Below are 20,347 nucleotides of genomic sequence, written 5' to 3' on the forward strand. Positions count from 1 at the left end.
GGATTCCTTTTGTATTCTCTCCCGAGAACTAATTAATTCGCCAACTTCTCCGGGTTTTTCACTTTAATGGAAACGACCTCACCGCAGTTTAGACAGATCGTATACACACGTTCAGAACCAAGTGACATCTTTTTATCCAAAGGCCGCAAATTAATAAAGTCGGTTGCCTCCACAAAGGATGTACCTCCGCAATCGTTACAAGTTCTAGATGTTGTTGTCATATCAAACATTCCCCTTTCTACTTATGTAATGTCAATCCATCATTTCAATCATTTTAATCATTTCAAAGCATACTTACCCTTTCCTACATACAGTAATTACCATTGGACTTGAGGGTTGAAACGGCGTTTGATCCCAGTTCGCATATTGACTCTCTATGGTAAAACCTTGCTTTTCCAGCAACTGCTTAAGTGTCAGCACATCCGTAAATCGGCAAGCAATGCGTGACGTCGTTTGGCGATGGCCCCAGTCCCGAACGGTTGTCCAGTGCATAATCCGGTTCTCGGCATCATACGTCTGGCTACCAGATACATTAACGGTCACGCCATCCACATCGACAAAAGTGCCCCAGTGTTCTTCTTGCTCATCCGATAAATCGTTGCCGTCCGGATTTCGCATCTCAAATGCAAATATGCCACCAGGCTCCAAATGATTATACGCCGTTTGCAGCAATGCCTGCTGATCCTCATCGCTCAGAAAAGCCTGAAATGCATTTCCCGTCAGAAAAATCATGGAAAAGCTCTGTTCGGATTCAAACGTACGCGCATCTGCTTCGATAAAAGCAACCGGTAGATCCTTCGCTTTGACCCTCGCATACGCGAGCATAGGCTCTACGATATCTACACCGCTAATTGGAACTCCTCTTTCGGCTAAATAAAGTGTGGCTAATCCTGTTCCACAAGCAAGCTCCAGCACATGTCCCGGATTTTTCTTGGCAAGTTGAAGGAAAAATTCGTATTTGTCCGTCTCACCGCCAAATTCCAGATCATAGTTCATTGGATCACGGTACTCTTCCTGATTGTTGTGATCAATCAATACGTCTCACCCTTTTTCCATCAAAAATGTATTTACAACAGGAATTATAACACACTATAATGGTTTACATTGAGTAAAGGTTAACTATGTGTAAACCACAAAAATGTGTACATGATGGAGAAGGAGAAATTTAAAAGTATGAGTGCGATGACACAATCTACCCGCTTTCCGATGTTCATTCTGATGTTAAATCTGTTTATTGCTTTGCTCGGACAAGGGATGCTGATTCCGATTTTACCGGAGTATCTTAAGCTGTTCCATGCAGGAGGCACCGTTGCCGGATTTTTGGTTGCCGCTTTTGGCGCAGCCCAGTTTCTATTTTCACCGCTTGGAGGACAATGGGCTGACCGTTTTGGACGTAAAAAGCTAATTATGGCAGGCATGTTTCTGGTTGTCGTTTCAGATCTTATTTTTGCGGTATCGACATCTCTGCCTCTTCTATATATCGCTCGTTTCATCGGGGGAATCAGTTTAGGTCTGATGGTTCCAGCCAATCTGGCTTATGTTGCTGATATTACAACTCCGGAGACCCGTGCCAAGGGGATGGGTTATTTCGGTGCATCGATGAACCTGGGTATGGTACTTGGGCCGGGTCTGGGCGGTTTTATTGCCGAGTTGAGTGTACGTATGCCGTATTTCGTCGCTTCCGGTTTGGGTTTGGTTGCCGCACTGCTTACTCTTCTCTTGCCAGAGACTCTTCCACCTGAAAAACGAACGATCCCAACGGCGAAGAAAAAAGGGTTCACTATGGGCGAGCAAATTTGGAGTTCGTTCAAAGTTCCTTATTTTGGATACTTGTTGATTATCCTTGTGATGACCTTTGGTCTGATGAGTTATGAGACGGTCTTCTCACTTTTTGCCAAATACAAATACGGCTTTAATGCTTCAACGATCTCCATTATCATCACCATGGGAGCGATTATCGGGATTGTGATCCAAATCTGGCTACTGGACGTTTTTGTGAAACGCTTGGGCGAAATCAAACTCATCCGTCTGTCCTTAATCATGACTCCGATCGCTCTTCTTCTGATGTTAATTAAGGTGAATCTGGTATTTCTTTTATTTGCGTCAGCACTGTACTTTGCATTTAATGCATTCCTGCGACCAACCGTCAGCTCCCTGATATCCAAAAGTGCCGGGGATCGTCAAGGTTACGCCTCTGGCCTGAATACGACCTATTCTAGTCTGGGAACCGTCTTCGGCCCGCTCGTTGCAGGTCTGCTATTTGACAAAAACGTAAACTTTCCGTATATTTTTGGTGCCTTTATGTTACTGGCAGCATTATTACTTACGATGAATGCACAACGCTCCAGGAAAGGAAACCGATATGCAAGCGAATGAGAATTGGCATCAGCAGTTAAAAAATCAGAATCGGGATGAACTGATCGAAGCGGGTAAGCACCTTTTTCTAAAGCACGGTCTGCTTCAAGTGAAGATTAAAGACATTTGCGCTGAAGCGAATCTAAGCCGAGTGACCTTCTATAAACATTTTCAATCGATCGATGAGCTGTTGCTTACCATTCAGATGCAGTTGGTTGAAACCATGACCGAGCACGTCGGAAAGGCTGCAAGGCAAAGTGATAGTGGCCGTGAACAGCTTGCAGCGATGCTGAACGCATGGGTTTCTTTTGCTAAGGAAAATCCGGACCATATTCGTTTTATCCAATTATTTGATATCAATTATGAGGTGGTTCATTTTCAGCCGGAATTGAAGGATACTTATGAACGGTTTATCCAAAACGGTAAAGAGAACCACTTCCTGCTTGAAGCATTGAACTCAGGAGTTGCCGACGGTAGCATCCGCAACGCTACCCCTCCGCTTAAGCTGGCGCAGTTCATATTTACGGTGATGATGGGTATGTTGCAGAAGATGTTTACGCAGCGCTCACATGAACTTCATCAACTGGATGATCAGATGACAAAGCAGTTGGTTGATATGCTGTTGCATTATGCAGGCAATGAGGGCAACCGATAGAGTCAATTCGTGGAGCAAGATTAGACAGATTGGCCAACGATCCCTAAGCTAGAGTTTGCAAATAAAAGAAGCCCTCCCTCACACGTAGAGTTCTTGTACTCATGTGGAAGGCAAGGCTTCTTTGTTTGCGTTTTGCGTTTTGTGTTATGAATTTGTGATTACATCAAGCTTCAAGTTTTACACCTGTGACATATTCAAAAGCTGCTCAAACGCATAGATGTTAGTTACAAACTCAGGTACGTTCTGTGCTTCTTCTGCGGCTTCGACCAGTTGAACGACCGTATCATTATACGGTGTTGCAATCCCGGTACCTATAGCCTTGCTCGAAACTACGCCGTTGATATAATGAATCTCCGTTTTACGTTGTTTCTCCAGATCCTGCAACATGCTCGCTTTAAGCAATCTGGAAGGTTCCATTACATGGCGTAACGTTTCAATACGTGCGGGGATTTCCTTTTCGCTCTGTAGCTCAAGCGAAGCCATATCGAATCCGTTCATGGTGACAAAAGAAACTCCATTCGCATGTCCGACCTTGATCGTTTCGTCAATGATATGAACCGCACTTCGAATGCCCGCTTCATGATCCAGAATATCTCCATACGTGCCGTTCAGTGCAGCAGATAAACCGCTAAAAGCATTGTTGATCAGCAGTTTTGACCATTTCGTTCCAACCAGGTTATCCGAGATATGTGTACCCCCAACGAGATCCAGTACTTCTTTTACACGCTGAATTCGCTCGGTTGTCTCTCCATTCAATTCACCGATCTGGAATGCGTACTGCTTGAATTGAGGATACGCCGTGGTCAGACTGGATACGCCGGGTTCCATGAATGTAGCACCAAACTCAACGGAACCCGCGATAACACGGTGCTCCCCAACTATAGATGCCACGTTGTCTTCGGGAATTCCGTTTTGCAGAGAACATACAACACTGTCTTCATGCAGATATGGAAGCAATTCTTTCAATACAGACTCATTGTACAATTGTTTCGTTAACAACAGCACAAGATCATATTGCCCTGACTTTTGTTCAGGGGTGATGGCTTTTACTTTGGCCTGAAACTCGGTCGTTCCGGTTACTTTTGCTCCTGTCTGATTAAGTGCATCGACATGTTCCTGATATGCATCAATTAACTCCACGTCCATTCCGCCATCTGCCAGATAAGCTCCAACGATGGTTCCAAGTGAACCTGCACCTACAATTGCAATTCTCATATGTGTTGCCTCCTTATTTTTCTTCCAGATAGTTATATACAGGCTGTGCTGCATTCAAAGTTAAGTTCGTCAGGATGTGTGAAGCAGACACGACTTCAAGCACTGGTAAATCAGCCAAAGGCGCAAGCGCATGCTCAAAAAGTTGTAGCCGAGCCGGGCCTGTCCAAGCTTCCTTCACCTCGATGTCGGTAATCTGGGTACGTATCAGGTCGCAGATCCGCAGATTCCCGGTATAATCCGTAGCTATTTTGATCATAAAGTTGGGACGGCAGATTTCATTTTTCGCAAGCTCTTTGTCCATCTCCACATGTTTGAAACCCATCGTTGCTGTGGCTACGCGCAGTGATCCATAGTCCAGTGTACCGACAAGTGTGTCAGAGTCTGTGTACAGCTTGGGAGCACCGAGCTTTTTGGGATAAGCGGTTAACTCTCGGCCACTTGCAATGGCGGGAAAGTTATCCACGTACATCGAATGCATGTAATCCCCGTCTTCCCCATTAAACTGCACGGGAATGACCTGTCCAGCTTCCGTATATGCGCCAAGTCCGGAGACGTCCGGCATCCACATCACTTCGAATTTCACCAAGGGTTCGGTGATTTGCAATGGCTCAGGAACAGCTGCCCGCAGAGCCTGTTCATCCGTTCGGTAGATGATGTTCAGGTACTCGCGATTAACGAATTTATACGGTGGCATTGGATATGCCGGGGCTGTTAAAGGCGTGTTCAGGTTTTTGGCGATATTGTTCACATCGATTTTCATGAAAAAGACACCTGCCTTTGCATTAATGATTGATTGGTTATGTCATTGCGTTGTGTGTTTATTTACTTATTTGCTATAAATAAAGTCTACATCTTTCTTTAAATTTAATATAATACATAATAAGTACTATATATATTTATTCAAATAAATAAGGAGTGCATAACAATGGAGCTTCTCCAGCTAAAATATTTTCAAACGGTAGCTTACACAGAACATATCTCCAAAGCTGCTGCTCAGTTAAATATCGCTCAGCCTTCGTTAAGTCTCACCATAAAGCGGTTGGAGGACGAAATGGGTACTCCCCTTTTTCATCGAAAAGGCAGAAACATTGAGCTGAATGCCGCTGGAGAAATTTTGCTGAAACATGTGAACCGCATTTTTGTTGAGCTGGAGAATGCCAAGCTGGCCATTACGGAAAAAGAGGATGAACTGTCGAGGTTGATCCGGATCTCTATCTCCAATTCAAGATTTCTATCAGGTTTGATACGTGAGTATATCGAAGTTTTCCCCGATTCACAGCTTCATCAAGGTATTGCAAGTCGAAATGACATTATTACACAGCTGAAAAAAGGAGATGTGGATCTGGGGATCACCGGCTACCCGGTTCAGGATGAGGAGATTGACAGCCGCGTGCTTGTCGAGGAGGACATTGTGCTTGTCTTGCCTGCTGATCATGCTTATGGCAGTGAAAAGCAAATTTCATTACACGCCGCTGCGAGTGAACCTTTTCTTTCTCTCGCCAATAACGATGAATACCGACGTTTCACCTTGATGCTGTGTGAAAGGGCAGGTTTTGTTCCCCATTTGGCATTCGAGGTCGATTCTCATACATTGGTCGAGATCATCAGACTGGATCGTGGGGTTGCACTGCTGCCTGTCTCTGTCTGTCGTAATCTTGGACTGCACTATGTGCCGATTGCTGACGATGCCGCCGTATATCCGATCAGCTTGTCATGGATGAAACATCGAAACCTCTCTTCATCATTGGAACAATTCCAACAATTTATTATTTCGTATTACGCATCCAATGCCTCGATGTTTAAGGTGTAATATGAATGAGGATTCGATGGCAGGTGATTGACGCAGCCTTGCCTCTTCGGCTGACTGCTGTTCGTGTTAAAAACAAAAAAAGCCGCTAAATTAGCGGCTGAATTGAAACAATTATGGTCCGTTCCACGGGACAGTATCTTTCCTCTACTCTAATTATAACGTTTATGAAAATAGAATAACAGACTGTTTTTTCACCGATGCCTGCACTATACTGCTTAGGGCGTGTCTTGAAACCTACTGAAGTGCATCTTTTACCGCCTTTTCGCCCCCTTCTGCGTCAGTTTCCCTTGACGTGCCTCGGCACGCCTGCAGAAAACTTCCTTGCTTGGAACGAAAATTCAGCAAAATCTGCTTTCTTCAACGTTTTCAGACACGCCCTAATACAAATCTAAAAGTTGAGGTGTGTCCGTAATGGATGACAAAAAAATAGTCTTAGATCCGGGTCCCTTTTTTCACGGTACCAAAGTAGAACTAAACATTGGCGATTTATTAGAGCCGCAATTTTTATCCAATTATCAAGACAAGAAGTCGAATCACATCTACTTCACCGGAACCTTAAATGCTGCTAAATGGGGTGCCGAATTAGCACGATCTGATTCAAAAGAACGAATTTACATCGTAGAACCCTTAGGAGATTTCGAAAATGATCCCAACGTAACGGATAAACGGTTCCCTGGAAACCCGACTCGATCCTATCGATCCAAATCCGCACTAAAGATCGTCGCTGAATTAAGTTCATGGGAACGACACACGGATGCAGAAATTGATCATATGACTTCATCTCTGAAAAAGTTAAGTGATGAAGGTAAAAATGTAATCTACGATTAATTTATCGAAGTCAATGATTAACATTCACTTTATTAAGGATGATTAATGCTATTATTGCGATAGCAATTCCACCAGCACCAATCCAGGTTATCGATGAGAGAGAGAACGTTTCAATCGCGATTCCTCCCATACCTGCACCGGCTGCCATAGCAAGCTGCATCATGGACTGATTAAGACTTAGCATCACTCCTGAAGCTTCCGGTTCAATGGTCGTTAAATGATATTGCTGCGTTGGACCGGAAGACCAGGCTGAAAAGGACCACAACAAAAGTACGATCATTACGCCCACTAATGTATGGGTCACAATGGACAGCAGGATCAGCATGAGAATATGTAGTGCAAATCCACTGAATAATGTGCGATGAACTCCCCACCGATCCGCACTGAAGCCACCAAGCTTGGAACCAATCATGCTTGCTATACCAAATACAAGCAAAGATCCACTGAGATATTGGTTATTTAATGCTGATACTTGAAGCAAATAGGGTGAGAGATACGTATAAGCGATTGAGTATCCTCCCAGCCAGAAGAAAGTGATCGCTAATCCTAATGCGACTTTTGGTTTTTTCAATAGACTTAGCTGCTGCTTGAGCGGCACAGGCGCGTCCCCCTCAATACGCGGAATGACGAAAGAAAGAATGATTATAGCCAAAATGCCTAAAATGGCAATTCCTCCAAACATGGATTTCCAACCTAGAGTGTCAGCTGCAATTCGCCCAAGGGGAACACCAATGATTAATGATGCTGTGAAGCCCATAACCACTGTAGCAATCGCACTTGCTTGTTTACCTGACGGTGCAATTTTAGCGGCAATGTTCAAAGCAGTGACCACGACAATTCCTGCTCCAATCGCCATCATGACCCGAGCAGCTGCAAAGAGCCCATATCCTGGAAGGACAAAGGCAAGGATATTAGAAACAACAAATATGCCCATACTGATCACGATTAACTTTCTTCTGTCCATACTCGCGGTGAGCGCCATTAGAATAGGTGTACAAAGAGCGTAGATCAAAGAAAAAATGGTAATTAACTGACCTGCTGCAGCCAGTGAGACATCAAATGAAGAGGCGACCTTGTCTAAAATACCTGATAGAGCATATTCGGAAGTGCCGACCAAAAAACTAACGATTGCTAAAATGTAAACTTTCGAATTGGATGACTTCAATGGAATACCACTCCTTAATAAATTTATAAAATGTTATATCTGAATTTATAGATATAACGAATACCAAAATTACATATTGCGAATTGTCGATATGAAAAGTTAAAGAAAAACTGAATTCTTGGTAAGAACTCAGTTGCAACTTACATATCACTCATCATATAACGAGTAAATTCAGCTATCGCTTCCTCGTCTCTCTGATAATACGTAAATTTGCCTATCCGTTTGGTTGTGATCAGCCCTGCTCGCTGCAATATTGTAAGATACTGGGAGGCGGTCGACTGTGTCATGTTGAGTTTGTCGGTGATTTGACTTACACATACCCCTATTTCGTTCATATCCACTCCTTCATGGGGTTTGAAATGCTCGTTTGGTTCTTTGAGCCATTGTAAGATCTGAAATCTGGATTCATTCGAGACAGCTTTCAAAATTTCAATTGGATTCATAATCATCATTATATCGATCTTTTGCGATATGTCAATTTAAAATGATTAATGATCTTTTGTGTTAGGCTTCAGGGGCGTGAAATGAAATATAAGAAGATTGCCTGATGAGGCAACCTTCTTATATATGTGAAAAAATTAGAGATAAGAATGACGAGTCCTAATTACATTTGATTAAAGAATCTCTCCATTGGACTCAATCACTTGTTTGTACCAATAGAATGAGTCTTTGCGTGTTCTATCCAGCGAACCATTACCCGCGTTGTCTTGATCAACATAGATAAAGCCATAACGTTTACCCATCTCGGATGTGGAGCAGCTGATAATATCAATCGGTCCCCAGCTGGTGAATCCCATCAGTTCCACACCGTCAGCTACCGCTTCTTTCATCTGCTCGATGTGGCTACGCAGGTAATCAATACGATAAGGATCATGTACAGTTCCATCCTCTTCGAGCGTGTCCGTAGCGCCTAGCCCGTTCTCTACGATAAAGAGCGGCATCCGGTAGCGGTCATACAACCGGTTCAGTGCGATGCGAAGACCGATTGGATCGATTGGCCATCCCCATTCGGTGGCTTTCAGATGCGGGTTTTTGATCTGACTTACCAGCATACCGGAGTTGCTGTTGTCATTCGGGTCGTATTTTCCGATATACGTCATGTAATAACTGAATGCAATGAAGTCCACTGTGTTGTCGCGAATAATCGCATCATCTTCAGGCTCTTTCACCAGTTCAATGCCTTGCTCTTTAAAATATCTTTGCATATAGGACGGGTACTCTCCACGCGCCTGTACTTCCGGATAGAACAGGTTCATCTGATCTTCCTTCATGGTTTGCAGTGCATCTTCCGGTTTGCTGGATGCAGCGTATGTTTCCAGACGGCAGATCATACAGCCGATTTGGGCATTAGGCATTTTCTCTTTGCCGCTTTTTACAGCCAGCGCACTTGCTACAAACTGATGATGTGTTGCTTGATAGGCTACCTGTTCAGGGGTGCCTTTGATTTTATCTTCCAAAATGCCGCCACCTGTATACAAGCTGGTCAACATCATATTCATCTCATTGAACGTGATCCAGTATTTCACTTTATCTTTGTAACGGTCGAACAATGTGTTGGCAAATTTTAAATACAAATCAATCATCTCGCGGCTTTCCCAGCCATTATATTTGCGGGTTAACTCAATCGGCATCTCATAGTGAGAGATCGTGACTAGTGGCTCAATGCCGTATTTCAACAGTTCGTCGAACACTTTATCATAGAAAGCAAGGCCTGCTTCGTTCGGAACGCTTTCTTCTCCTGTCGGGAAAATTCGCGGCCAAGCGATGGAAAGACGGAAAACTTTAAAGCCCATCTCTGCAAACAATGCGATATCTTCTTTGTAACGGTGGTAAAAATCCACTCCATTCCGTTTCGGGAAATACACATCGGTGTTACCACTCAAATATTGTTCCAGTTCAATGGAGTTTACGTCAAAGGTAAAATCTTTACCATTTCGCTCTTCATGGGGAACATAAGGTGCCATATCAGAGGTGGAAAGTCCTTTGCCGTCTGCGTCAAATGCGCCCTCCAGCTGATTGGCTGCGGTAGCTCCGCCCCATAGGAATCCTTTAGGGAATGTGTGTTTTGTTGTTTGTGTCATGATGGTTTCTCTCCTTTTTTGTGTAAATACAACGTTAAATTTTATAACTCGGTAAAATAGAAAGCCTTCATTCGTTTTGCTGTAGCTGTTAACGAACGGTGAGTAGCAGTAATTCATTCATTGGAACCACCCCCTTCACCTGAACGGGTACTACGTCAAGATAATCTGGCGTGTTGGCTACAATGACCGGGGTGGTCAGATCAATACCGGCGGCTTGAATGCTCTCGATATCAAATTCCAGCAATAAATCACCCTTGTTCACTCGTTGTCCGATGACAACCTTCTCTTCAAAAAACTTGCCTTTCAGGGACACCGTGTTAAGTCCAACATGAATGAGAATGTCGATTCCACTGGAGGAAGTCAGCATGATAGCATGTTTGCTTTTCGCGATCATTGTGACCGTTCCGTCAAATGGTGCGGTTACACGGCCTTCTTTTGGAAAAATAGCAATTCCTTTTCCCGTCATTTCCTCTGCAAACGTAGGATCAGGCAGTTCTTTCAGTGAGACCAGTTCACCGGTAAGCGGGCTGAATATTTCACCTTTCTTTTCCTCAATCGAATGAACGGTCACAGGCGGTGTTGCAGGTATTTGATTAGACTGATTTGTTGTTTCTGATCGTTTTGCTGATTCCGATGCTGTTGTTGGAGCTATTGCTGACGAACTTGCCCCAGCAGGTTGCTGCGTAATCGGTTCATCCCACTTAAGCAATAAGGTCACTGTAAACGAAACTACGAAGCTGATACCTACACCGATGAGCGCGTACCAAAAATTCGCCATTCCCCCATTTGGTCCAATGTATAAAGGCAATGACAGCAGACCCGGAACGGCAAAACCGAAACATTTTAACCCTACCGCTGTAATAAATCCACCGCCGGCTGCTCCACCGATGATCGAAGCATAGAACGGTTTTTTCAGCTTCAACGTTACTCCATAGATTGCAGGCTCTGTGATGCCCAGAAAAGCAGATATACCGCTGGATAAAGCAATCGATTTCATCGATTTGTTTTTAGTTTTGAGGAATACCGCCATTACGGCACCAGCTTGACTCATATTGGCTACAAGGTTAAGCGGCAGTAACAGCACGTCGTAACCGAGTTTGCTCAAATTCTGTAATGTTCCCGGGAAAAATGCATAATGCATACCCGTCATAACGATCACTGGCATAAGTCCGCCCAGCACGATTCCTGTTAATGGGCCCGAGTGAGCAAAGAGCCAGGATGTACCGATCTCCAGATAGATGCCGATGAAATTACCAAGCGGCCCGATGGCTATTAATAGAATCGGGACGGTAATCACCAGCACGATCATTGAGGTGAAGATGACTTTAACCGGACCAGGAATGAAACGATCCACCCAGCGGTGTACATAACTGAGAAGCCACACCCCGAGAATAATCGGAATGACAGACTGGGTGTAATTCACGATCGACACCGGCAGAAATAGAAAACGAATCGGCTCCAGATGATTTTCCAGATAAGCATTCAAAATGGTTGGATATAATAGTGTACCTGCAAGGGTCAAGGCGATATATTCATTCACTTTAAACTTCCGCGCAGACGATACAGCGAGCAGGAACGGCAAGAAATAAAAGGCCGCATTGGCTATGGACGCCAAAATCTGATACTCACCGCTAGTCTCTTGAATGGCCCCAAGTGTAACAAGTAATGCGAGAATGCCTTTCAGCATCCCGGTACCTACAATGGCCGGAAGAATCGGGGTGAAAATACCCGAGATCGTGTCCAGTACGGCATTAAGACCTCTTGAACGCGGCGGTTCTGCTTCTCTCTCCGTTGCACCAGCTTGTTTCAACTGGTCCTCCAGCTCTTCATAGACGGCTGCAACTTTGTTGCCAATCACAACCTGGAACTGATCGTTTTGGAACTGTGCCCCAAGAACACCATCCAGTGCGCGAATCTGTTCAAGCTGCACTTTCTTTTCTTCACGCACATTAAAGCGCAATCGAGTGATACAATGCCAGGCTTGCGTAATATTTTCCTGCCCTCCTGTTAATCGGATGATCTCTTTGGACAACTCCCGGTGATTCATGCTGCTTCCTCCTTTTTTGGCGAAAAAAAAACCAAATGTAAACCCGCCCCGCTACTGAAGCGGAATCGGAAACATTTGGTGGTGCCTGATCGTATCAGTAACACTCCATATTCAATTAACATGGTGATGGAATATCTTCTAAGAGCTGTTTTGAGGTCAACCCGTGTCGGTACGGGATGTTACTCTTTCGATGTGGATCATAAGGTATACCATCTCATCGGGAGTAATTACAAATCCGCGTTGCTGTTCCATCGTCTCTTTGATCTTGAGTGCGCATTGGAAGCTATCTGGATATCGATCCGACAATACATCATATAAAAACTGCTGATCTTTGAATGAGAGCACTTCCCGGTTCATTTGCCGAACGATGAAGTATCTCAGATGGGTAATGAACCTGGAAAAATCAGCAGACTCCTGATTCAGCGTTCTCCCAAAATGATCGGTCATGATCCCAAGAATGTCATTAATCATCTGTGTAATCTTGATCGTCTGATTCATGCTACCCGAATCAAATTGTGAATTCACAAAATGAAGAGCAATGGAGCTGGCCTCACCCGCAGGCAATGCGACCAGAAAAGCTTCATTGATCTTGCGTACCGCTAACTCACCAGCACGATATTCTGCAGGATACAGATGGCGAATATCCCAGTGTAGCGGGTTTTGCATGTCCACCCCTTTTCTGAAACGATCCAGAGCAAAATGAATATGATCCGCAAGCGTTAGTAGGATAGAATCATTCAGCTTTTTCCCAATGATCTCCCTGCCTTCTTCTATAATCTGATCCGTGATATCGATAACTTGCAGAGGGATATCGCTAAGAAATTGCTCGACTCGCTGATATTTATCATTCGAGCCGATCCGGAACGTTTTCTGAATCTGGCTTTGCTCGATCGGCTGTCCCTTTACTTTTTTGAAGCCTACACCTGTTCCGATGACAATGACTTCACAGCCTTCAGCATCCTCCGCCAGGGCGATATTGTTGTTTAACGATTTCTTGAACCTCATGATGTTTTCACCCCCATATATGCAAAAAGCACCACCATGGCCAGGTACACAAGAAATAAACTTGTGAAATCCAGACTGTGGTGGTGCCTGATCGAATCAGTGACACTCCTTATTTAGCTGTATTCTATACCAGCCATGTAATCGTTGTCAATACCATAACGCTGGAATGGGTATATGCTTCGTTTTAGTCGGATTATGCGCTGCTCTTATATAGGTTGATACCAAATTGCACATTTTATTCTTCTGAAGTGTTGTTTTCTAGGGAATTATCATAATAATACCGAATCAGGATGTCCTGATCATAGTTGCCAAAACCTTTGCCAAACAGCGTAAGCCCTCCTCGGTTTGCCGCACCTTCTTCCGGCTTCAGCCCAAACGTCCAATAAGTGGCTGCTTGCAGTTTCAAGTCCGAGACGGACACATCCGAGATTCGTTGACCATCCATAAACGTGCCTTCCTCGTTAATGCGCAGTACTTTTAACACACCATACTGGTTTACATCCAGTTTCCACCATAGTGGGGTATGCTTGCCCTTCCGATCTCCGAAGTCTCCAGGGCTTGTCCATGTACCGAGATCATTGCCATTAAGCGTAAAACGGATATCGGATGGCCAGTTTTCATTGACTTTGGGTGCTTCCGAACTGAGTTCAAGTGAAATCTCTATCTCCCGAAGATGCTGATCATTATTCAGATAATTGGGAATCTTATATTCCAGAAAACCTCGTGCCATCCAAAGAATTGCCGCGTTAACCCGATCGGGGTCCATGAAACAGGCGGGTGTATCGTATTGTCCGATCATCTGAGTGGTCGTTGCGAGCCCGCAGGTCGGCCATGCTTCATAATCTGTATAATGCCCAACGGGGATGGATACTTCATGATAAGAAGCCTCAGCGGGTTCGGGGGGCGACAGTTGAATGGTCATGAACTCCTGCACGATAAAACAATATTTATAGGTTCCGCCATTTTCACGTTTCATTCGGCTGCCTACGATGCCTGCTTTCTGCAGTTTGCTAACATGTGTACTGACGATGGCTTTGCTCAGATATAGTTCTTGGGCGAGCGCATTGATATGCATCTCCCTATTTTGCAGCAACAGCCTCACAATATTTAAACGGGCTTCACTTGCCAGCGCCTCGTAGACAAGCAATGAGGATGCATCTGTTCCAAGCATCATAGAATACACTTCCTTTTATATTTTTTGCTTATATATTTGGTATCCCATTTGTGTTCAAGCTTCTGTTCTATGGGTTAATTTGATCTTGTATTGAAATTATAGAATTCGCTATTTAGCGAACTGTGCAAAATGAACTTGCTCTGTATATTCGCATTATGATACATATTAGATAACAAATCAATGTATTGATTTTGCTTTCAGGCGAATTCAATATAGATTAGCGACATCATATGACATTACAAACGATGATATGTATTACACAATCATTCACATGCACTATAAAATTCAATCTTATGGAGGTTTTCACTATGCTTAAATCCAAAATGCTGATCGATAAAGATTTTCAAATTGCTGAAGTAGACCCGCGTGTCTACGGTTCATTTATAGAACATTTGGGACGTGCCGTGTATGGCGGCATATATGATCCAGGTCATCCAACCGCAGATGCACAAGGCTTCCGTCAGGATGCTATTGAAGCGATTAAAGCGCTTAACGTACCCATCGTTCGTTATCCTGGCGGCAACTTCGTATCCGGTTACAACTGGGAAGATGGCGTGGGTCCAGTAGCTGAACGTAAACGTAGACTAGAGCTGGCTTGGTGGACGATTGAAACGAATGCGGTAGGTACGAACGAATTTGCAGATTGGGCTAAGCTGGCAGGTACGGAAGTGATGATGGCTGTTAACTTGGGAACTCGCGGTATCGATGCAGCCAGAAATCTGGTTGAATATTGCAACCACCCTTCGGGCACATACTGGAGTGATCTGCGTATCTCTCACGGATATAAAGATCCACATAAATTCAAAACATGGTGCCTCGGCAATGAAATGGACGGTCCTTGGCAGATTGGTGCGATGACCGCATATGAATATGGCCGTATTGCCAATGAAACAGCCAAAGCGATGAAATGGGTTGATCCAGAGATCGAGCTCGTTGCATGTGGTAGCTCCAGCCGTGACATGAAGACATTTGCAGATTGGGAAGCAACTGTGCTTGATCTTACCTATGAAAATGTAGACTACTTGTCTCTGCATCAGTATTACAATAACAACAAAGACAACACGTATGATTTCCTAGCAACCTCACTGGATCTGGATCAATTTATTGATAGTGTGGCTTCGATCTGTGATTTTGTACAAGCGAAAAAACGTAGCAAAAAGAAATTGATGCTCTCTCTGGATGAATGGAATGTGTGGAAATCCATTGGTACAAGCCGTATGGAAGAACGTTGGCAGATTGCACCTCCTGAGTTCGAAGATGTGTACACGCATGAAGATGCACTGGCAGTAGGCTGTTACCTGATCACCATTCTTAAACATGCTGACCGTGTAAAAATGGCTTGCCTTGCGCAGTTGATTAACACGATCGCACCAATCATGACTGAAAATAACGGAGCAATCTGGTTACAAACGACGTACTTCCCGTTCCTGCACGCTTCCAACTTCGGACGTGGTACGGTGCTGCGGTCCATCACATCTTCACCTAAATATGATTCAAAAGACTTCACGGATGTACCTTATCTCGAATCCATCAGTGTACATGATGAAGAAAATGGCACCATCACCATCTTTGCGGTGAACAGACATCTCGATGAGGCCATGGAACTGAATGTTGATCTTCGTTCGTTCGGGGAAACAACATTTGTAGAACACATTGTCCTGGAAAACAATGACCTGAAAGCAAGCAATACCAAAGAAAATCCACGTAACGTGTTGCCTCACAACGGCGGACATACAACCGTGGATCAAGGTAAAGTACAAGCTGTGCTGAACAAAGCGTCCTGGAACGTAATCCGTTTGAAAACAAAACAAGCGTAATCGACAAATCGCATAAGATCAAAAAGCCCAGAGCATACCCGCTCTGGGCTTTAGCATTAGTATTAGCTTTTGCCTTTGCTGACGGACGTGTGGTAATGGGATATTGAGGTGCTTAAATGGCCTCAGTATGTAGCTTAAATTCTAACGATCTCAGCGGAGCTTATTTGGCTCTTTTGAGCCCATTATTTATTCTAACGATCACAGGAGACGCTATTTTGGACAATTCGGCTGTTTTCAAGGTACAATCTCGTGTTTCAACAAAATAAGGTCTCTCATGATCGTTAGAATTTGGAACGCTCGATATTCGGCCCAATAAGGTTCCTGGTGATCGTTAGCGCTTTTGCTCGATAAGATCTCTAATGCTCTGTTGTTTCCGCCTCTTAATTATAGAAATTGAGTAAGTATTGGAGCTCGCATTGAATCTTTATCCTATTCCGAAACAACTTAAATGATAAAAAAAGCCGCTATAATAGCGACTTAGGAGTGTTTACTAATCTTTTCTCCACTATTTCTTAGCACATCAACATGTTCTCGACACTACACTTGTGTACTCAAGTTACCCCCGTTGGGTTTCCGCTTCGGCTTCAGCTTCATCCTCGGTCTGCGATGCCTGACTTGCTGGTGACATCAACCCTTGCACAGCTCCCATAAACGGCTGGATTTGTTTAATCATGCCGTAGCCCATTTTCACAACAGGCACAAAACGCTGAATCATGCCGAACAAACGCATGCCGCCTCCGAGCATGCCTCCAAATGATCCTGCCCCGCCCAGTCCACCTAATAAAGATCCCATCATCGGCATAAAGGATGATACCTGTGCCTGACGTTGACGAGAGGATCTATGTGAAGTTACCCGGGGTTGCACGGAGGATTTGCGGGAACGATTAACCTTTTTCCGGCTTGAAGAAGATACGGACTTGTTTGACTTGATTGGTTTGTTTTTCATTTGACGATCACGACTCCGTACCGCCCGCGCTTTTTTTGCCGTGGTTGTTGAAGTTTGTGTAAATTTCCCGCCCCCGGTAAGCTCTACACCCTCGTTGCTCACGCCAGAGATGTACCCGATGTACGTCTCACCATTATGAAGAGTCACGCAGACCGGACGATCCTTGAATCGTTTTGCCTTCACGTGTATTTCATTGGTCTTAGCCATGGAATTCACCTCACTCGACTTGATCTACTCTAGTCTACGCGATGGGTGGACGACTTGCCTGTGCGAATAACACATGCTTGTGCCGAAAAGAGAAAAGATACGGGTTCTGTCAACACGGCTTATACCACATCGTCTCACTGAAACCAGCCTAAATCATAAACTGCATTAACCGTTAGCAAAAAACCAACGATACCTACAATCCAGGCAGTAGCATTCTGTGCATTGTTCACCAGCCACCTATCCATTTTAGCTAGAGGTTGTTTCAAAACAGGGTAGGCGAGCAATCTCCCTGCCAGCAAAATGAGCGAAGGTAATATCATAACGAAGCAATATCCCAGTAACAGAATTCCCGACATAGGCCAGGCAGGTCCTTCACTAACTAATACGCCTATGGCTGCTAGATAGGGCAACATCGTTCCAAGTTCCAGTACGACCGCGGTCAGGGCAAGCCCAATAAGTATACTAATAGAACTTCTGCTGGAAACGGTCTCTCCCGTAACACGAGCCCTCCATTTTAAAATAGTACCTTCCCCACTTCCTGCACGTTCCGCAGCACGAGCCCGAGATTTTTTGGTATCCATGAGTTGGCTTACAATCATTAACAATATACCTATCACCAGTTGTCCTAAAAGGAAGGGCTGAGATCCCATTAGGGGTGCATATTGTTTCAGAAATGAATCTGTTCCAAACATGATGATGAGGCCAATTGCAAAGTAACAACCGGACACTGTGAATATATAGATCAAAAACCGATCTACTCGAACACGCCCAGGTGTCATCAGTAACCAGACAGGAATTAAGAGAGTGCCCAAACTCGTTGAATCTATTAGTGCTAGCAGTACAAGGGTAAATAACATTGCTGTTAACGTCATGATGTTCCTCACTCTCTGTTATAATTTTAACCACTTGCTGGAACAAAATGTAGAACATAGAACAGGACCTCCATCTACGAACGAAGTTATCCTGGCCCCAGCTGGAACTTCTTCTCACAGACAGCCTTCGCATCGCTCCCTCGCGACTTATGAGATGCAACTAACTCCCCGTCATACCAAATGGAACAGCTTATCCAGCTTGCACTGTCATCTGCTTTTGCCCTAACGTGAGTTGAAAGCAGCGGAATAAACGTATCTTTTGGAATAACAAATCTATCTTTGTACGGAACTTCAATCGTATCCCAATATACACTCTCCGGATTTTTTCGAGCATTGATCTCTACTTCCAGATCAGATGCCGAATTAACATCACTTTCAACAAGCACCTCAACGACGATGCCATCCGACTCATGTGCTGTATTTTGTTTTGACTTTTCACGATCCAGTTCATCATTCACTACATCTTCTGTCATTCCACAAGCTGAGAATATTATAAGCAGACCCGAGAGCAATAACAGAATCCAGATGTTTTTAATTTTTGTCTTGTTTTGTTTAATCTCCTTCATTAGCAATGTCCTCTCTTTGTTTTAGAAAAAAGCGGATCATCTCATCAACATAGGACATGAATTCATGATCCATGCCCATGACTACAGGCTCAGACGCATCTCTTGGATTGATAAGTTCCCAATACTTGTCGAGTAGTTTTTCATCATGATCAAACAGCTCTAATGCTGTTTCATACAATTGCCTCGCAACGACTTGGACCTCTTCAGAATGGGGAGATGAGGGCATCAAGGATCGTACACGTTGGAAAATAGTTAAAAGTCCCTCCATTCGCGGATCGTTACTCCCGAGTATAGGCAGATGATTCAGTATATCCGTTTCTCTTGATGTTAACTGTAAATCATCGCTGTATTCGGGACGAATTATCCCTTCAGAGAGCGGCCGATCTTCCATTTGGGAAATAATTTGCAATAAACTTTCGAGATTGCTCATTCCTCCAAATTTTAACGTATGAAGGGTTGATCTGAGATAATATTGCTTTCGGCTTAATTCTTCTTTTTTCTGTTCAATTAGCTCTATTTGTTCGTTTAAAGAGGCCACCCAATTTTCATGGTCTCCCTTATTTTCTTGGTTCTGAAACAATTCTTTAATCTGTTCTAATGTATAGCCGATGGACTTCAACAGAAGAATTTTTTGCAGGCGAAGAATAGCACTCTCATCATAGTATCGATACCCGTTTTCCGTAATAAGTGTCGGTTGTAGCAATTCGATCTGTTCATAATAATGAAGTGTTCTTTTGCTGATATTTGTTTTTTTCGCTAATTCTCCAATCAGGATCATGCGTACCTCCCCTTCCTGAGAACATTATAAACCATAACGTATACGTTAGGGTAAAGCCCCATAATTTCGATAGAAGACTATTGCTCAATAAAACGAAAAAAAGACGATGCTTACATCGTCCTCGCTGTGATATGAACTTCCTCTCTCCTTGAAAACAATTTCTATTATTGTGCCTGCTGTTCTTTAGTGTAATATCTTTCGTATTCTTTCGTCATCGCGTATCGATTAACTCCTCTACTAGCTTGTACGGCTTGCGCAGCCAACTCTTCTGCTTCCTTGTAATGATTCAGCTTACGCTCAATTTCGGCTAGAAGGGCAAATCGCATCCACTCTCTTTTAATGGAACTTAAATGCTCTCTGGCTCGTTCAGTCTCTCCTTCTTCGATCAGGACAAACGTTTCATAGTATGTACGATAAACCGATTTACGCATCTCGCGTACCGCTTTTCTCACGGTAAACAGATCCTTCCGGTAAGCACCGTATGCTGCCTGATAGTTGGCCTTCGTCGACTTGCTGGCCGATGTATTGCTCATCAGCTTTTCCATCGTGAGCTCAACTTCTTCATCCAACCTGTTGGCTGTCGCATAATTAATATAAATATAGGGCGCATTTTGTTTTCTTCTTAAAAAAGCCTCTAACCGATCCATACGTGTTTCCCAGACCATAGGATATAAAACAAAAATGCTAAACATAATGAGTCCAGCAACCACCACTGTACCTAACACTAGTAAAATCGATTGGTCATTCAACAACATCACAAGCGTGTAAACAAATATAGCAACATAAGAAACAATTTCCCACTTACTCACTCCCAGCCTTCATTCCT

At 43.9% G+C, this 20,347-nt stretch carries 20 protein-coding genes; 5 read left to right on the top strand and 15 right to left on the bottom strand.

What is annotated here, in order from left to right; all coding sequences use genetic code 11:
• Positions 1 to 32 precede the first annotated feature (32 nt).
• Positions 33 to 221, bottom strand: coding sequence for a hypothetical protein (locus J2T16_RS03425; RefSeq protein WP_111270974.1), 189 nt, complete (start codon positions 219 to 221; stop codon positions 33 to 35).
• Positions 222 to 294: 73 nt separating this feature from the next.
• Complete coding sequence (locus tag J2T16_RS03430; RefSeq protein ID WP_499017777.1) at positions 295 to 1,035, bottom strand: class I SAM-dependent methyltransferase; 741 nt, start codon at positions 1,033 to 1,035, stop codon at positions 295 to 297.
• Between the two features lie 138 nt (positions 1,036 to 1,173).
• Between J2T16_RS03430 and J2T16_RS03435 the strand changes: the two genes are divergently transcribed.
• Entirely contained in the window at positions 1,174 to 2,376 is a 1,203-nt protein-coding gene (locus J2T16_RS03435) for an MFS transporter (RefSeq protein WP_499017778.1), read from the top strand.
• Positions 2,363 to 3,010, top strand: coding sequence for a TetR/AcrR family transcriptional regulator (locus J2T16_RS03440; protein ID WP_221788023.1), 648 nt, complete (start codon positions 2,363 to 2,365; stop codon positions 3,008 to 3,010). The genes J2T16_RS03435 and J2T16_RS03440 overlap by 14 nt, the downstream gene beginning before the upstream one ends.
• Positions 3,011 to 3,187: 177 nt before the next feature.
• Here the strand turns inward: J2T16_RS03440 and J2T16_RS03445 are convergent, their stop codons facing one another.
• Together J2T16_RS03445 and J2T16_RS03450 are read right to left on the bottom strand one after the other, a co-directional pair.
• Positions 3,188 to 4,225 (bottom strand): ketopantoate reductase family protein, encoded by a 1,038-nt coding sequence (locus tag J2T16_RS03445; RefSeq protein WP_221788021.1) that lies wholly within the window; start codon positions 4,223 to 4,225, stop codon positions 3,188 to 3,190.
• A 13-nt stretch (positions 4,226 to 4,238) separates the two neighbouring features.
• Positions 4,239 to 4,985, bottom strand: a complete 747-nt coding sequence (locus J2T16_RS03450; RefSeq protein ID WP_221788019.1) for an acetoacetate decarboxylase — start codon at positions 4,983 to 4,985, stop codon at positions 4,239 to 4,241.
• A gap of 165 nt (positions 4,986 to 5,150) precedes the next feature.
• On the opposite strand from J2T16_RS03450, the gene J2T16_RS03455 reads away from it, so the two are divergent.
• Together J2T16_RS03455 and arr are read left to right on the top strand one after the other, a co-directional pair.
• On the top strand, positions 5,151 to 6,035 hold the full coding sequence (locus tag J2T16_RS03455) for a LysR family transcriptional regulator (protein WP_090916070.1): 885 nt from the start codon (positions 5,151 to 5,153) through the stop codon (positions 6,033 to 6,035).
• Between the two features lie 411 nt (positions 6,036 to 6,446).
• A complete protein-coding gene (gene arr / locus J2T16_RS03460; protein ID WP_221788018.1) occupies positions 6,447 to 6,863 on the top strand; it encodes an NAD(+)--rifampin ADP-ribosyltransferase in 417 nt (138 codons plus the stop codon).
• Positions 6,864 to 6,873: 10 nt separating this feature from the next.
• On the opposite strand, the gene J2T16_RS03465 is transcribed toward arr, so the two are convergent.
• The 6 genes from J2T16_RS03465 to J2T16_RS03490 all read right to left on the bottom strand — a co-directional run bounded on the left by J2T16_RS03465 (position 6,874) and on the right by J2T16_RS03490 (position 14,335).
• Positions 6,874 to 8,028 (bottom strand): MFS transporter, encoded by a 1,155-nt coding sequence (locus J2T16_RS03465; protein ID WP_221788016.1) that lies wholly within the window; start codon positions 8,026 to 8,028, stop codon positions 6,874 to 6,876.
• Between the two features lie 140 nt (positions 8,029 to 8,168).
• On the bottom strand, positions 8,169 to 8,471 hold the full coding sequence (locus J2T16_RS03470; RefSeq protein ID WP_154888983.1) for an ArsR/SmtB family transcription factor: 303 nt from the start codon (positions 8,469 to 8,471) through the stop codon (positions 8,169 to 8,171).
• Between the two features lie 171 nt (positions 8,472 to 8,642).
• The gene (locus J2T16_RS03475; RefSeq protein WP_336119941.1) at positions 8,643 to 10,109 is read right to left on the bottom strand and encodes a glycoside hydrolase family 1 protein; all 1,467 of its coding nucleotides are present in this window, start codon (positions 10,107 to 10,109) and stop codon (positions 8,643 to 8,645) included.
• An 88-nt stretch (positions 10,110 to 10,197) separates the two neighbouring features.
• On the bottom strand, positions 10,198 to 12,156 hold the full coding sequence (locus J2T16_RS03480; protein WP_499017779.1) for a beta-glucoside-specific PTS transporter subunit IIABC: 1,959 nt from the start codon (positions 12,154 to 12,156) through the stop codon (positions 10,198 to 10,200).
• Between the two features lie 156 nt (positions 12,157 to 12,312).
• Entirely contained in the window at positions 12,313 to 13,161 is an 849-nt protein-coding gene (licT, locus tag J2T16_RS03485; protein ID WP_499017780.1) for a BglG family transcription antiterminator LicT, read from the bottom strand.
• A gap of 235 nt (positions 13,162 to 13,396) precedes the next feature.
• Positions 13,397 to 14,335: an ArsR/SmtB family transcription factor gene (locus J2T16_RS03490; protein WP_499017781.1), complete on the bottom strand. Its 939-nt coding sequence runs from the start codon at positions 14,333 to 14,335 to the stop codon at positions 13,397 to 13,399.
• A gap of 308 nt (positions 14,336 to 14,643) precedes the next feature.
• Between J2T16_RS03490 and arfA the strand changes: the two genes are divergently transcribed.
• Positions 14,644 to 16,152 (top strand): arabinosylfuranosidase ArfA, encoded by a 1,509-nt coding sequence (arfA, locus tag J2T16_RS03495; RefSeq protein WP_154888994.1) that lies wholly within the window; start codon positions 14,644 to 14,646, stop codon positions 16,150 to 16,152.
• A 556-nt stretch (positions 16,153 to 16,708) separates the two neighbouring features.
• On the opposite strand, the gene J2T16_RS03500 is transcribed toward arfA, so the two are convergent.
• From J2T16_RS03500 to J2T16_RS03520, 5 genes are all read right to left on the bottom strand, one after another.
• Entirely contained in the window at positions 16,709 to 17,305 is a 597-nt protein-coding gene (locus tag J2T16_RS03500) for a hypothetical protein (protein WP_154888996.1), read from the bottom strand.
• A 134-nt stretch (positions 17,306 to 17,439) separates the two neighbouring features.
• Entirely contained in the window at positions 17,440 to 18,177 is a 738-nt protein-coding gene (locus J2T16_RS03505; RefSeq protein WP_221788010.1) for a GAP family protein, read from the bottom strand.
• A gap of 86 nt (positions 18,178 to 18,263) precedes the next feature.
• Positions 18,264 to 18,743, bottom strand: coding sequence for a hypothetical protein (locus tag J2T16_RS03510; RefSeq protein WP_154889000.1), 480 nt, complete (start codon positions 18,741 to 18,743; stop codon positions 18,264 to 18,266).
• Positions 18,730 to 19,521, bottom strand: a complete 792-nt coding sequence (locus tag J2T16_RS03515; RefSeq protein ID WP_221788009.1) for a MerR family transcriptional regulator — start codon at positions 19,519 to 19,521, stop codon at positions 18,730 to 18,732. Before J2T16_RS03515 ends, J2T16_RS03510 begins: the two co-directional genes overlap by 14 nt.
• 164 nt (positions 19,522 to 19,685) lie before the next feature.
• Complete coding sequence (locus J2T16_RS03520; protein ID WP_221788008.1) at positions 19,686 to 20,330, bottom strand: hypothetical protein; 645 nt, start codon at positions 20,328 to 20,330, stop codon at positions 19,686 to 19,688.
• Between the last annotated feature and the right edge of the window lie 17 nt (positions 20,331 to 20,347).

The sequence above is a fragment of the Paenibacillus intestini genome, from assembly GCF_030803945.1.
In the GTDB taxonomy this organism is placed as follows: domain Bacteria; phylum Bacillota; class Bacilli; order Paenibacillales; family Paenibacillaceae; genus Paenibacillus; species Paenibacillus polysaccharolyticus.